The organism is Agrobacterium sp. 6Ca8, from assembly GCF_055382765.1.
In genome coordinates, this window is the sequence record NZ_AP026434.1 from 1,017,975 (window position 1) to 1,032,676 (window position 14,702).

Consider the following 14,702-nt stretch of genomic DNA (forward strand, 5'->3'; position numbering starts at 1 on the left):
CATCGAAAGTTTGGCCGGTCGATCACTATCGGCGGGCGATCGCTGCGCGAATTCGATGCAAGGCATCAGGTCGGCGGACAAGATAACTTACCGGCGGCAGAAACGCTGAAGCGGGTCTGAGGCGGAAAGCCTGTGCGAGAAGGGCACCCGCGCCGGGCCGGCGCCGGACCAGATTGGAAAGCGCGCACCAATAGGCGCGGTCGCTCAGGCTCGCGCGACCGCGCCGGAGCAGGGTTTGGGCATCGGCAAGCAAAGCCCCTTCATTGCCAAAGAAGCTTTCGAGCGCGGCTTCGATTTCGGTATTCCAGGCAAGGACGTTATCAAGGATGGCGGATTGGTTGGCACCGTGGATACGGGTAAAATTCTGCACGGCGTCAAGTTCGACGATATCGCCCAGAACTGCGAGCCGCATCCACATCTCGACATCGTCAGTATGGCGCAGTGCTGGCCGATAGTGACCGGCATGTTGTTGAATGTGTGTTCTGGTGACAGCGAGTGGGCCTGGCACCGGGCTGCGTCCCGTCGCGCAAATTTTGGCGATGAAGTCTATGCCCCGATGAAGCTGCATGCCATTGGCGTCGCTGCGAAGGCCCGATTCTATTTCGGCGTCGTCGCGGAAGAAGGCGGTGCGCCCGAAGGCCATGTGCGCGCCGGGGTGATTGTCGAGCGCCTCCATCGCGCGCGCGAGTGCTCCAGGCGAGAGGACATCGTCGGCGCAGATGATGGCGAAATAGTCCGCCCGGGCCCAATCAATGCCTTCGTTGAAAGACGCGTGACCGCCGAGATTCTTTGGCCGCAGGCACGTTTCGATACGGGGATTTGTTGTCGCTAGAGACCGGGCGACCGCGACACTTTCGTCTGTGGAGGCGTTGTCGATGATGAGGATACGCATGTCCGGTATGTTCTGGCCAAGGACGCTTTCTACGCATCCCTCCAGAAAGCGGCCGTAATTGTAGTTGGGGATGACGATATCGATGCTGCTCATGGTTCCACCGCTGCGGGAACGACGGTGTCGGGAATGGAAGCCGGTGCAGGAGGTTTTCCGATCTTGCGCGGACGCCCGGCAAAAGCATCGAACGTCGAACGTATTTCGCTGACGAGTGGGTGACGCAGAAGATAGAGGCAAGCGGCCCAGCCTGTCACCGAAAGGAGGATGGCGCCGCCAGCCTGGGCGAGGGAGTAATCGAAGCGGAATCCCATCCAGGCGGATATGGCGAGCGGCCCCGCAATCGCGGCAAGGGTCACAGCGGAACTCGGCCCGATGGCAGCGAACAGTTCGGGTAGTTTAAAGTGCGCATGGCGTCTTACCAGATAGAAGGCGACGAGCATCTGGAAGGGCAGCGTGACGAACTGACTCAGCGCTACAGCGGTGAGACCGAAGAAGCTGGCAGAGCAAAGCACAATTGCCGAGACGCTGCGGCAGACGAAATTGCCCAGGAAAGCCTCCCGGTTGGCGTTGAGCGCGATCAGCAGCGGCGTTGTCAAAACCATGGGAAACCAGAAGATCGACGCAAGTGCGAGAATCCGGGTGATCGGTACGGCGGCGAGCCACTGGTCTCCAAGTGCAAGGCGCACGATGGGATCGGCGAGAATGGCGACCATGATCAGCGATGGCCAATACAGCACAGTGATGTAACTGAGCGCGCGCAGGTAGGATCTGCGGACATCTCCACCCTCGCGAACCTCGGCGGCGAGCGCCGGGAAGGCGAAGGAAAAGATTGCCGAGAGGAAAATGCGGTCGGGAATGGAGCAAACGGTATTGGCGCGATTGTAGATCGCGACCGCTGTCGGTGTCATGGCAAAGCCGAGCACCAGTTGCGGCAGGGACTCGTATAATTTGTCGACGATGGTTGCAGCGCCCCTGTAACGGCCGAATTCGGCCATACGGCGCCACGACTTTAGAGAAAGGCGTGCGGTACGCTGGGCCGGATCGGCATAGGCCGCAAGGGCGCTTGCAACGCTGTTGCCGACGAGCAGGCCGAGCGCGAAACTGACAAAGCCCCATCCATTGCTGGCAGCGAAGATCGTCACGCCAGCCATAACGACGAGGCCGGTGGTTCGGACGCGTGCGATGGTGCCGAAGGCCAGCTGGCGACGCAGCATGGAAAACGCCGGCATACCCAGACTTTCGGCCATGACCGCGGCAATGGCGAGGATAAGATATTGCTGGAGACTGGGCTGGTGGTAGAATATCGCCAGATAGGGGCCGCATAGATAGAGAACGATCCCGAGAATGCCGCTGACCAGGAGCAAGAGCGTAAGCGACGTGTTGATGTCATCGCGTTCAACAACATCGAGCTGAATAAGGAAATCGGAAGAAACGAATTCGCGAAAGGCGAAGATCACCGCTGTCACCCCGTAGCCGATAACGGCAAAACCAACTTCCGCAGGCGAGAGCAGTCTCGATACGATCGCGATCAGAGCGAAATTGATCGCAATTCCGAGGTGCTGTTCCAGCATGGCCATGAAAAAGGCGCGGCGGACTTTGTGCATCGAGGGCTCCGACAGCGTCGCCGATAATCGACGGTAGCGTCAAATCTAGAGTGTGGACTTGGACCTTGGAAATCTGACCGTTGGGATGGCAGCCGGATCCGTAGGTGTAGGCCGTTTGGAGAATGTTTGTTGAGGGGCATGCAACAGCGTGCGGCCTACTCCCGTCGAGTATTGAAGAGCCTCGGTATTACGCCGAAAGCATTAGGTTGCAGGACTCGTGTCTAAGGCGTCACGCTCTGCGGCGTTGCGACGACATCAATTGCGAGAAATTCCCGGCCGAGCAGCGCTTCCTGCTCGGAAAGCTGGCGGTTGAAGCGATCATTGGCGTGGGCAATCCTCTCCCTCACCGCACCTGCTCCAGCGAGTATCTCCTTGACCAGATCAATGACTTCCTCGACTTCGAACGTGTCGATATGCCGGGCGAATTTCTCCTGGTCGAAATCGTTCATCAAATCACCGAACTTTCTGGCATAACCGATTGATATTGTTGGAATTCCAAGTTTTAGAGAGCAGACAACTCCATGATATCTCGACACCATTGCAAGATCGATTGCTGCCATCTGCTGCATGATATCGCGCAGCGTTGCGGCAGAGCTGATGTCGATCCGCGACAGCTTGTCCTCGGATAGCATGTCCGTCAGCAGGAACATCAAATCCGCGCAGGCGACCCTGTCGGTAACGTCCCCCATCAAAAGGGTGATGCGATGGCCTTCACCGATCAACCAGCTCACGAGACGTGAGAGCTTGTGGATGTAGGTCTTGTAAATCCTGGCGGCCTCGGGATCGTTGTGACGCCAGCCGCGATAGTCCATGACGCCGACGCCTATTCTCATTGAGCCGCCGGCGGCGCTCTGCCGGTGGGGCACAGGAACAGGAAGATCAAAGGCGATATCGGGGTAACGGTGGTCGCGCGACACGTCGACACCGATCATTTTCATATAGTTGAGCGAGAAATCGTCCCGGTAGGATCGATATGAGGCCATCTGTGCGGCGGAGCGTAGGAACCAGCGGCTGAGCCGGCTTTTCATCGGGCCGGCGCCGATGCTGACAAAGGCGATCCGCGTGTTGCGAAGGCGTGCGACGAGGCACCAGCAAAACACGACAAAGGGCCAGCCGAACCACTTTTCCTGGAAATCATCGAGGATGCCGGTCCCCGGTATGATCATCAGGTCAGCCTTGTCGAAACTAAAGAGGGAACTGACCAATAGCATAAGCCGTGAAGGCACCTTGCCGAGTAGCTTGTCCAGTTGCCTCATCCAAGCGTTTGTCAGGGGAGGCCCCCCAACACCCATCGCACGAATATTGAACTTCGCACTTACGACTGTCGGACTTGCACAGATACACAACAGATCGGCATCGGGCCTCATCCTGCGCAGATAAAGGAGCATGGCTTCCAGCGATCCGTCATTGCCCGAATTGCCAGAGCCAAATTGTCCAAGGAGAGTGATCCTCATTTATTTTCCAATCGCAGCCCGGCGCCGACACGCTCGATATGGTATTGATATCCGCTGGATCAGCACGACCCCACACCGACCTTCGGGTTGCGTCTTACGCCAAACGAATAGTCTGGCCGACGCAAACCTCTCAAAGGAAGATACAGCTAAGCCTAAGATGCAACTGACTGTCATCCCGTGGCTTTTTAGTATGTCGCCTTAGCAGCCACTCGAACCGTCCGCCGTCGATCCGTTGCGGCATGGTTGTGGATGCAGGAGCGAGAGTGTCCCATGAAGCTTGCCTATTTTGTCCTTCCTCATATTGGCGGCACCTATTCCGTCTTCAAACATCTTCGCAAAGGTCTCGCCGCCTATGGCATAGACGTGCGATGGCTCGGCGTGTGCAAGGAAACATACGGGCTGCCTCTCGATCTGCAGGGTGAAAAGGCATTCGGGCAACTGCTGCGCATGCCCGTCAATCTCAGCGAACGTGAATGTGCATCGCGAATGGCGGCCGCCATCGAAGAAGGCGGGTTTGACGGGGTGATCGTCAATGTTCTTGGCGATCAGTTGCAGACGAATATCGCGCGCTATCTCCCCGAAGGTATCCTGCGTATTCTCGTCGTTCATAATATCTCACCCGGAACATACGCGGCCGCGCGCTCGGTCCGGGACTATGCCCATGTCACGATTGGCGTATCGGAGCGGTGCCGCGCCGATCTGGTCGCGCGCAACGGCTTTTCGAAGGATCGCACCTACGCAATCCCGAATGCGGTGGACAGCGATGCGTTCCGGAGCCAGGCCGTTCGGCGCGTCAACCGGGGGCCGGAACTCAAAGCTCTCTTCGTCGGCCGCATTGAAGATGCGTCGAAAGGCGTGATGTGGCTGCGGGAAATACTGGATGCCTCGCCTGAGGCAGTGCGCCTGACGATCGTCGGAGATGGGCCGGATATGGGCAAGCTCAGGCGAAGGCTAGACGGTCATGGCGATCGCGTCAGTTACGCAGGATCCGTGCAGCTTTCAGACATACCGGTCATCATGTCCAGTCACGATGTTCTCATCATGCCGTCCCGCTTCGAGGGGCTTGGCATGACGATGATAGAGGCAATGGCCGGCGGCTGCGTCCCGGTCGTGTCTCATATCCGGGGTGTGACGGATACGATTGTCGAGCCGGGCCGAAACGGCTTCCTGTTCCCGATCGGCAATTATACGGCAGCTGCGAATGCGATCGCGCGCTTGCATGCCGATCGCGACCTTCTCGAGCGGATGTCGATCGCGGGAAAGGAAATGGTTCTGAACCGCTTCAGCATCGAACGGATGGCCGCACGCTATAACGAAGTCATTACCATGACACTCAACGACCGTCCCGGCCTGTCAACAGTGCTCAGGATGGAGGACTGGTCTATTCCCGCCGGTTTGAGGCCGGGCCTTCGAACCTATCTGCCGTTGCCCTTGAAAAACTGGCTTCGCGTCGTTCGTGAACGGCTCTGAAGCGATGTTCGGCGATCAGCGGCGACTTGGACATCTGTGCGGCGTCTTCTTTTTTTGGCTATGCATGTTTTCGACCTGCAACGCACAGGATCCCGTTTTTCCGCTGCAGACGTCGCAGGACGGGCGTTATCTTGAAGACAGCAAGGGTCTGCCGTTCCTGATTGTCGGCGACAGTGCGTGGTCGCTCATTGGCGATACCTCCATTCCCGATGCGGAATTTTATCTGGAAACGCGAAAGCGGCAGGGCTTCAACACCGTGCTTGTCTCGTTGATCGAGCATCAGTTCTCCCGCAAGGCGCCGGCGAACTTCTACGACGAGAAACCTTTCGCAGGCGATGCCTTTGAGCAACCGAACCAGACCTATTTCGACAGGGCGGAAGCCGTCATAAAGGCAGCCGCCAGTCGCAATTTGCTGGTGCTTCTCTGCCCGGCGTATAGCGGCGCACGCGGCGGCCCCGAGGGATGGTATCAGGAAATGGTCGCGGCCGGGCCAGAAAAGCTTCGGGCTTATGGACGCTATGTCGGGCAGCGTTTTGCGAAGTACCCCAACATCATCTGGGTGCAGGGCGGGGATTACGATCCGCCAGATCGCAATCTGGTCATGGCTGTAGCAATGGGGATCGCTGAAACTGATCCTTCGGCGTTGCAGACCGTGCATGGCAATCCCGATACCGTGACGAGCGATTTTTGGCGGGACGCTTCCTGGCTCGATATCGATTCAGTTTATACTTACAGCAATGTCGCGGTGACGGTGCTGGATCGTTACCGATCTGGACCAAGACGCCCTTTCTTCCTCATCGAAGGCGCATATGAAGGCGAGAACGATGTGAAGGAGCGTCAGGTTCGTCTTATTGCCTATGGTGCGCTGCTTTCAGGAGCGAGCGGTCAGCTCTTCGGCAACAATCCGGTCTGGCATTTTTCCGCCGCCGGGCTTTATGAAGCGAAGGACAGCTGGCAGGGTTCGCTGAACAGCCGTGGTGCTCAAAGCATCACCCATCTGGCCTCGCTTTTCAGACAACTGGCATGGTGGAAGCTCGTGCCCGATCAGGGCAGCTTGCTGAAAAGCGATGCGGGTGCATTCGCGGCGCGCGACAGGGAAGGGTCTTTCGCCGTGATCTATCTCGACACTCCTTCCGTTGCGATCGATCTCGACAGTTTGGCGGCAGGCGAGAAAACCCTTCGCTGGTACGATCCCTCGAATGGAATTTACATCGAACCGATCGAGCGTCTTGGCCGTAGCGGCCTTCGCAACGTGACGGTGCCGGCATTGGCGAATGCTTTCGGCTTTCAGGACTGGATTGCCGTTCTCTCCACACAGGAATGATCACTCATAAGATGCCGCTGGCTGCCGAGTCGTTCATTTGTGGTCGCTTGCCGTCAAGGTCCCAAACCTAGCTCTTTCGATGGTCGATCCGGTTCGGGGGTAGGCAGGGTAGGCGTTAATTTCGACACCCTCTCCCTTTGGTGGATTTCACACGCCTTTTGCCCGCATACCCCTCAGGGCCGGTGTTTTTTAGGATCGTCAGGAGGCGAGCTTCGTCGCAAATGCGCCGCCAAGGTTCAGCGTGGGGATAAGACATGTCGGGGATACTCTTCAATACCATCGCTACTTTCATTCTGTGCGTATCCCTCATCGTCGTTCTCAGGCGCCTGACCATTGTGTTTCAGCTTGTGGATCGCCCCGATTCAATCCGCAAACGCCACACGGGAGCCGTTCCGCTTTGCGGTGGCATCGCAATCTTTGCCGCTTTCGCCGTTTCCGCCTTCGTTGGTGGGTGGAGCGAGGCTCTCGGCATGAACTTCTGGCTCGGACTGGCGGTCATCCTGCTGATGGGCGTCGTCGATGATCGCCGGCCGCTGCCCGCGGCAGGACGACTTCTCATGCAACTGGCAATGGCGATCGCTCTCGTAGGCGGCGCCGATATCGGCTCTCTCTCCATCGGCGTGCTGTTCACGCAGCATTCGGATCTGTTCCTGCCGCTGTTTTTCGTCATCGGAGTTCTCTTCGTGACCGGGCTGGTGAATTCGTGGAACATGCTCGATGGTGTGGACGGGCTTGCTGGCGGCACTGCGGGTGTCGCGTTGATCTGGCTGATGATCGTGGCGATCTTCGCAGGTATCGGCGACGTCATCCCGCCGCTTCAGGCACTCTGCGTATGCCTCTGCGCTTTTCTGGTCTTCAACATGCGCGGTCCATGGCGCGCACGGGCGAGCATATTCCTCGGCGATGCGGGCAGTACCGCACTGGGTGCGACGATTGCCTATGTTATCGTCCTGCTGGCGACCACAAGCGCTGCCGTATCCTTTCCGGCATTGCTCTGGATCGTGATCCTGCCGATCACCGATACGCTCAGTCTGATTGTTCGCCGTATCATGAACGGTCGCAGTCCAATGTCGGCCGATCGCTGGCATTTTCATCATCTGCTGCTGGACTATGGTTTCACGCCGGCGGCGGCAACGAACACGTTGGTCGTCATTTCCTTCATTTGCGGCGGCGTCGGTTTTGCCGGGATAAAAGCCGGTATCCTGCCGGAAATGATGGCGGCCGGACTTCTCGTACCGATTGCCCTCCACACGGCCTTCGTTCTAACCGCGACGGGCTATCTCTCGAAAACCTGGCTTCACAGGGGTAATTTTGATCTCTACCGCGAGGTGGCACGTCTGCCTGTCTCCGCCAACGCAGCACCGGAGCCAAGAGCCATGCAATCGGCGAGTGATGAGTAATCGCATCATGAAAGCGCCGTGGCCCGGAACGCGAATTCCCTCGACACCGGTTTCGAAAGGACGGCTTTCGCGTTTGCGCATTTCCCAGAACATCAGAAATGCTCCGCCATTGAAACGGTACGCGTTTTTACTGGGCTTGATGATGCTGAGTGCAGTCGGGCTCTACGGACTTGCCCTCGTTTCAGCGGGGTCGCTCCTTGTCGTGGAGGACCCACCTGCGCAAGCCGACGTCATCGTTGTTCTGGGCGGTGACGGTCCACCTCGAGCTGCCCAGGCCGCAAAACTATGGCACGAGGGAAGGGCGCCGCTCGTTCTGGTGACTGGTTATGGGGATTGCGACTTCATCCGCGACATGCTGGTGCAATTGGGGGTGGATTCCGCAACCGTCTCAACGGAATGTCTTTCGCTCAGCACTTGGGGAAACGCGACATTCTCACAGCCCATACTGACTGGAATGGGAGCAAAAAGCGCCATTCTGGTCACGAGCTGGTTTCATTCACGGCGCGCAGTAAAGCGCTTCCGGTTTGTGATGCCTCAAATTCAGTGGATTTCCCTTCCTGCGCAACGAACCGTGTCGCTGTGGCGGCTTGCCATCAACGGCGACGGGGTGCAGGTGTTCAAGGAATACGCCAAAGCGCTCCTCTACGACCTCAGAAGCAGTTTCGTGCGGGATTTTCCTCCGGTTCAGGCGAGGCTCGCCTCATGAACACGCTTCTGGTTTTTTGCCTCTTTGGTGGTGTTATCCTGCTCATCTGTTGGGGAATGATGCGTCGGGAGCGAATTTACGAGTTCCCGTTTCTGACGGGCGTCATCACGTTCAGTTTCATCTTGCCCCAGGTTCCCGGACTGGCGTCTGAACGATTCTTGCCGGAAGGCGCGTTTGCAAGAACAGCAATCTTTATGATGCTGTGCCTGTTCATGTGCTGGTGGGGGTGGAGCAGAACGGCAAAACCCTTTGCATTCTTTCGTATCGATTTCGATGAAACACGTCTGCTGATCGTCGCAGCCGTTCTCTCGGTCGCCGGCGCCTACTTCTATTTCAAGCTTAGCCGTTTGCCGGGAGAGTTGACCATTGCGGTGCAGATGACCGGAGTTCCGGTCATGTACATCTTCTTTTCGCGGTTGTTGAGCTATGGTCTGGCCATTGCGGTGCTTTGCCTTGCACGGCGATTTTCCTGGCTGGCGCTGGCCGTCCTTGCGTTCGATCTCGTCTTTTACCTGGATCGCATCGTGATAACTGGAAAGCGCGCCGAAGCGGTGGAACTCATCATGATGTTCGCGCTGGCATGGTGGTTTTACAAGGGATGGGCGATCCCGCGCATCTTCTTGATCGTGGCACTTTTCCTCGGCACACTGTCGATGAACAGCATGGGCGACTACCGCGCCATCACCAAGGCCAACGACGCTCCCGTGTGGGATGACATCAAGAAGATAGATTTCATCGGCAATCTCGAGAGAGTGTTCCGGGACGGCGGCGACGAGATGCGCAACGCGATCATGCGGATCGATAACACCGCAAACACCTTGCAATTCGACTACGGCAAGTTCCACTGGAACAGGCTGGTGTTCAACTTCGTGCCCGCGCAACTCGTGGGCGTGGAAGTCAAGCAATCCTTCATGCTGCCGGTGCCGGTCCAATCGCGCGACTACAATCCTGTCCTCGGCACGACCGAGACCGGAATGGCGGATGCGTTCGGATCCTTCTGGTATCTGGGAGCGTTCAAATTTTTCCTGCTCGCCTATCTGGTGCGCCGGATCTGGGTGACCGCAAACACGGGCGAGTTCGCTGCGCAATTCACCTATCTGCTGTCGATCATACCGTCCATGCACGCCATCTCGCATCAAACCGACTGGGTTCTCATGGTCTGGGTGCATATGCTGATGTTTGCAGCGCCGGCGCTGGCATTTGCCGTCATACCCGCGCGCGTGCAGCAGCGTCGATACGCGATACGATCCTTGACGTCTCAAGCCGGAGGATAGGCCATGCGCTCACGATACGACGATCCTGCCTTCCAGCATGCAACGACGCCTCTGCCGCGCTTCGGAGGTCCGACCTTTGCACTGCATTTGCGGCTGAAACGGCTGGTCTGGATGATCGTCTGGCGGCTTCTTGCCTCCTGGACGCCGCCGCCGATGCGGCGCTGGCGCAATTTTCTCCTGCGTAGTTTCGGCGCGCGCCTGCATGCCACGGCGATGGTGCATTCCAAGGCGATCGTTTGGTGGCCGGGGCACCTCGTCATGGAGCGTCATTCATCTCTCGGACCTGGGGTGATCTGCTACAACGTCGACATGATCACCATCGGCCAATATGCCTCTGTCTCGCAACGTGCCCATCTGTGCACCGGGTCGCATGACGTTCAGGATAGTGCGTTTCCCCTCGTGACGCGGCCGGTGGTGATCGAGGAGGACGCGTGGGTGGCGGCGGAAGCCTTCGTCGGTCCCGGTGTCGTCGTCGGCAAGGGGGCTGTGCTTGGCGCGCGAGCCGTCACCGCGAAGTCATTGGAGCCCTGGACGATCTATGTCGGCAATCCGGCAAGGCCAGTCGGCTCGCGTCGTCAGGAAGCGGCCGCGTCCAACGCGCTCAGCCGATAACCTTCAAGCGTGGCATGGGCGATTGCCGGCCAGGTGAATTTCTCCAGCACGAGTCGGCGGCCGTTTTCGCCCATCGTCCTCGCCTTGGCGGGATTGCTGAGCACGCTTGCCAGGCCCTTGGCAACTTCTGCCGCGTCAACCGAGACGATAACCCCGGCATCGGCAGCTCCGACTTCGGGAAAGTGACACTGGTCGGTGATAACAACAGGCGTGCCGCAGGCAAGCGCTTCGGTGATCGCCATGCTGAAACCCTCCTGTCGGCTTGGCAGGCAGAAACAGTCGGCATCGACCATGGCTTCGAGCTTCGCTTCGCCGTAGATCGCTCCGACCATAAAGACGCGGTGCCGGATGTTAAGTTTTTTCACCAGGTGCATGAAGTGGCCCTCTGCTCCACCGGGCGGGCCTGCGACGACGAGATCAACGTCGACGTAGGTGTCACAGATAGCCGAAAAGGCCGAGGCAAGGATGTCGATACCCTTTTTGATGTGCAGGCGTGACAGGAACAGAATGTATCGCCTGCCGTGCGCCAGGGCGATTTTCTGCTTGAAATGTCCTCGGGCGGGCAGGGGATCGAATTCCTCGGCAAAAACACCGTTCGGAATGATCAGATTTCGTGCCTGGAAATTCAGCGGCTCGACAGCTGCCATTTCATCGACATTTAACAGGTGCAGGAACGCAGCCTCGTTCAGCATCTTGCGGTAGCACAGCATCAGGGCGATCTTCTTTTTCCACGATCGCTGGCCGAGACTCCAATGATCCAGCATGCCTGCCGGGCAAATGCAGTAGGGTACGCCAGCGGCGCGGGCGAGCTTGGAAGCATAGAGCAGAAATGGCTCCCACACGCCGTGAATATGCATGAAGGAGGCATCTTTCAGCACGGCTTTCAGAATGCGCCGGCCCCTGAAGCAGAACAATGTCTCCAGCCTCCCGGCCGGCGGCAGGAGATGCCAGTGGATATTCTCGAAATGCGGTATGGTACGGCCAATTTCCTTGACCTGCGCTTCAATGGCGGCGTCGCCATAGCTGACGATATTCACATCTACGCCGAGGCCGGCCTGTGCAGCGGCAAGGCGCATGGCAACGGCCTGCAAGCCGCCGTATTTGGGATCAATCGAAGCGATGACGTGGATGATCTTCATTTCTCTTTGTTCCCCAGGTATCGCGTGTCATCGGCCATGCAAAGACCCGCCGACCCCGACAGATTCGGCCCGGACAAGGCGGCAAGAAGCCGCTCGCCATATGACTCCACGGTATGTTCGGCTGCGCGCAGGAGTGCATTGGTGGACATGCTTCGCCTGAGCTCAGGATTGTCGGCAAGCGCACGCACCGCAGTTGCGATAGCTTCCGGATCGCAGACGGGAACGATGAAACCTTCGATACCATCGCGAACGACACTGCCGGTATTTTCGGTCGTTATAACCGGCAGGCCCGCTGCCAGTGCTTCATAGACGGCAGTCGCGGAGCCTTCGCAGAGCGACGGCAGCAGGAAGACATCCGCCCACCGAAACTCCTCGACGATCTGCGAGCGCGGCACGATCCCTCTCAGCTCGACCCATTGCGAAATCTCCTGCTTGACGTCATCGGGCACACGAACGCGGCCCGCCATCCGGAAGCGGGCGGCGCCCTCCATCAATCTGGCGGCTTCCACAACATAGGGCGATCCCTTGCGCAGCCCGACTTCGCCTACGGTCAAGACCCTGATTGGCCCCGGCATGCGTGCCGGTCTGTCGATGGCAGCACTGGCATTGACCCCATAGGGAACGACGACACACCGGTCTTCCGGCCCACCACATGCGACCACGTGCTTGCGGACAAATTCCGACGGGCAGACGATGACATCTGCAAGGCGCCACTCCGCTTTCTCCCGATCGGCGAATAGACGCGCATGCGGATTATCCCGCACAGGGCCGGCCCATTTGGGAAACCGCATCATTTCCTGGTCCAGAAGCGTTTCGACGACATCGCGTGGAGCGATCATTTGCTCGACTGCGGTCCAAAGGCCCTGCTGTTTTGCCGCCCGCATCTGTTCGAGTGCGTCGCCACTGAAGGCGTAGAGCCCAGCTGCGCCATGGAAGCCGCGCCGGGCCACCATTTCGGAGAAAACCGACCCGGCCCAGATCGCGTGAGAGGTTTCCTCCACAACGTCTTTTGTTCGCATGTGGCGCAGCACGGAACGGAGGCCGAAGCTGGAAAACACCGTCGTCAGCGCGGTCGGCACGCCTTTGGGCAGCCGGCCGGCCAGCCGTTTGACAGGTGCGGGATAAAGGGTCGCCGGAAACGAATTGACGATCCGGGGCCAACCTTTCGTGGCGCATATATCAGTGTAAAAATGCGCAAGGCGGCCAGCGGATGCAAATATTCTCGGTACGGCATAATGCATGCGGGCGCCGAGCTGACTGACGACGACTTTGTCTTTCATGACGAGATACCTTGAGCGATAGGTGGCCTGGAAGGCTCGACAGTCTGCAGCCCGGCGATCAGCACTGCCCAGGCATCTGCCGCCTTTTCTCGGGAATAGTCGGCACACAGCAGCCGCCGTGCCGCATCCCCCATTGCTGTCGTGGTATCCGGGTCGTCGCACAGCTTTTCGATGGTGCCGGAGAGCTTTTCGGTCTCTCCGATTTCGACGGTGCTGCCGCATCCTTTGGCTCTGAGAACGCGCGGCACCTCTCCATCAGGGTCGCCGACGAAGATCGTCGGCCTCCCGGCCGCCAGGATTCCATAGAATTTGCTTGGAATGATGCAGTGTTCCAGTTCCGGCAGCAGCGAGACCAGATGCACATCTGCAACGCTCAGGCTTTCAGCAAGTTTCTCCACGGGCTGCAGCGGCTTGAAGATGACGTTCTGAAGGCCGAGATCCTGAACGACAGTCTTCACAGCCGCGTGCTGGTGCCCGCCGCCAATAAGAAGGAACCGGATATCCTGCCGATGCTCGAGGCGTTTCGCCGCTGCCAGCATAGTGCCGAACTCATGCGCCCGCCCGAAGTTTCCTGAATAGCCGACGACAAACACACCCTGCAGTCCCCACGCCTTCCGCAGGCTGTTATCCTTGGGCAGGACAGGATAGATTTCCTCCCCATCCGACCAGTGATGCAGGACGCTGACGCGATCCTTTGCAAGGCCTTGAGTGAAGAGGAATTCCGCCATCTTGTCGGTAGGGCAGACAACCATGCCGGGGGATCGCAGAGACCAGTTGCGTGCCTGAGTCAGCCATGGCGCAAGCCACCGTGCACGTTTCCTGAAAAATCCAAGCTCGATTGCGGTCTCCGGAAAAAGATCCATGATCCAGTTCACCATGAGTGCGCCCTTGAGGCGGATCGCGATACTGCTCATGACGGAGAGGAGCGGAGGATCGGTGCAGACAACGACCGTGTCCGTTGCCCGAACGTTGCGCAGAAGCCAGGCGAATGCCAGCACCTGAAAAAGAAGATAATCAACGCTACGGCGCATGAGGCTTTGCCGGCCGAAGCGGCCGCTTGCGAGCCGTTTGATCTGTACACCCCGAACCGTTTCGGTTGCGGGCAACACGCTTCCGGGATGATTGTGTATTTCGCGACTTGCAACGACAGTCACATTCATTCCGCGCTGCGCCATTGAAAATGCGAGCGATGATATCATACGGCTTGTTGCCGACTGGTCGGGGAAACCGTACCTATTCAGGAAGATCGTCCTCACGCTTTTTTCTCCCACGAAATGTCCGGTCTGAAGGAGCATTCTTGGCGAGGTGAAAACAGGCGGCAAGCTGGTCGTAAGGACTAGTGGGCTCATGATACGGAGTGGCTATTACTCCGAAGTTGGCGCCGTACTATCCTTTTGGTAGCTGAAACGCAGATGACGCCCTTATGGGTTATGAAATCCATGATGCCCCGGCCAATCAATGGCAGGGACGGCCAATGTGGATCGCGAGGTGACTGCGCGCCGTCCCGAGGCGCAGCCGCACGCGACGCTCTGTGGCCTCGAACCGAAGTC

Annotated in this window: 12 protein-coding genes; 6 read left to right on the plus strand and 6 right to left on the minus strand. The window is 58.4% G+C overall.

The window, feature by feature from the left end:
- Positions 1 to 25 precede the first annotated feature (25 nt).
- The 3 genes from ACZ5A6_RS18810 to ACZ5A6_RS18820 form a co-directional block, all read right to left on the minus strand.
- Positions 26 to 985, minus strand: coding sequence for a glycosyltransferase family A protein (locus ACZ5A6_RS18810; protein ID WP_174047555.1), 960 nt, complete (start codon positions 983 to 985; stop codon positions 26 to 28).
- On the minus strand, positions 982 to 2,493 hold the full coding sequence (locus ACZ5A6_RS18815) for an oligosaccharide flippase family protein (RefSeq protein WP_464111266.1): 1,512 nt from the start codon (positions 2,491 to 2,493) through the stop codon (positions 982 to 984). The genes ACZ5A6_RS18810 and ACZ5A6_RS18815 overlap by 4 nt, the downstream gene beginning before the upstream one ends.
- A gap of 221 nt (positions 2,494 to 2,714) precedes the next feature.
- On the minus strand, positions 2,715 to 3,947 hold the full coding sequence (locus ACZ5A6_RS18820) for a polysaccharide pyruvyl transferase family protein (RefSeq protein WP_174047553.1): 1,233 nt from the start codon (positions 3,945 to 3,947) through the stop codon (positions 2,715 to 2,717).
- 270 nt (positions 3,948 to 4,217) lie between these two features.
- Here ACZ5A6_RS18820 and ACZ5A6_RS18825 point away from each other — a divergent pair, with 270 nt between their 5' ends.
- The 6 genes from ACZ5A6_RS18825 (at position 4,218) to ACZ5A6_RS18850 (ending at position 10,733) form a co-directional block, all read left to right on the plus strand.
- Complete coding sequence (locus ACZ5A6_RS18825; RefSeq protein WP_065660121.1) at positions 4,218 to 5,417, plus strand: glycosyltransferase family 4 protein; 1,200 nt, start codon at positions 4,218 to 4,220, stop codon at positions 5,415 to 5,417.
- A gap of 64 nt (positions 5,418 to 5,481) precedes the next feature.
- The gene (locus tag ACZ5A6_RS18830) at positions 5,482 to 6,741 is read left to right on the plus strand and encodes a glycoside hydrolase family 140 protein (protein WP_236768950.1); all 1,260 of its coding nucleotides are present in this window, start codon (positions 5,482 to 5,484) and stop codon (positions 6,739 to 6,741) included.
- A 254-nt stretch (positions 6,742 to 6,995) separates the two neighbouring features.
- Entirely contained in the window at positions 6,996 to 8,141 is a 1,146-nt protein-coding gene (locus tag ACZ5A6_RS18835; RefSeq protein WP_112402489.1) for an MraY family glycosyltransferase, read from the plus strand.
- Between the two features lie 73 nt (positions 8,142 to 8,214).
- On the plus strand, positions 8,215 to 8,847 hold the full coding sequence (locus tag ACZ5A6_RS18840) for a YdcF family protein (protein WP_284183884.1): 633 nt from the start codon (positions 8,215 to 8,217) through the stop codon (positions 8,845 to 8,847).
- Positions 8,844 to 10,121 carry a hypothetical protein gene (locus ACZ5A6_RS18845; protein WP_464111267.1) on the plus strand — a complete coding sequence of 426 codons (1,278 nt, stop codon included), beginning with the start codon at positions 8,844 to 8,846 and terminating at the stop codon, positions 10,119 to 10,121. The genes ACZ5A6_RS18840 and ACZ5A6_RS18845 overlap by 4 nt, the downstream gene beginning before the upstream one ends.
- 3 nt (positions 10,122 to 10,124) lie before the next feature.
- On the plus strand, positions 10,125 to 10,733 hold the full coding sequence (locus tag ACZ5A6_RS18850; protein WP_065660126.1) for an LbetaH domain-containing protein: 609 nt from the start codon (positions 10,125 to 10,127) through the stop codon (positions 10,731 to 10,733).
- On the opposite strand, the gene ACZ5A6_RS18855 is transcribed toward ACZ5A6_RS18850, so the two are convergent.
- The 3 genes from ACZ5A6_RS18855 to ACZ5A6_RS18865 are packed head-to-tail and all read right to left on the minus strand — an operon-like array spanning position 10,697 to position 14,351.
- Complete coding sequence (locus tag ACZ5A6_RS18855; protein ID WP_173995174.1) at positions 10,697 to 11,872, minus strand: glycosyltransferase; 1,176 nt, start codon at positions 11,870 to 11,872, stop codon at positions 10,697 to 10,699. The genes ACZ5A6_RS18850 and ACZ5A6_RS18855 overlap by 37 nt on opposite strands.
- Positions 11,869 to 13,152: a glycosyltransferase family 4 protein gene (locus ACZ5A6_RS18860; RefSeq protein WP_464111268.1), complete on the minus strand. Its 1,284-nt coding sequence runs from the start codon at positions 13,150 to 13,152 to the stop codon at positions 11,869 to 11,871. The genes ACZ5A6_RS18855 and ACZ5A6_RS18860 overlap by 4 nt, the downstream gene beginning before the upstream one ends.
- Positions 13,149 to 14,351 (minus strand): glycosyltransferase family 4 protein, encoded by a 1,203-nt coding sequence (locus ACZ5A6_RS18865; protein WP_464111429.1) that lies wholly within the window; start codon positions 14,349 to 14,351, stop codon positions 13,149 to 13,151. The genes ACZ5A6_RS18860 and ACZ5A6_RS18865 overlap by 4 nt, the downstream gene beginning before the upstream one ends.
- Between the last annotated feature and the right edge of the window lie 351 nt (positions 14,352 to 14,702).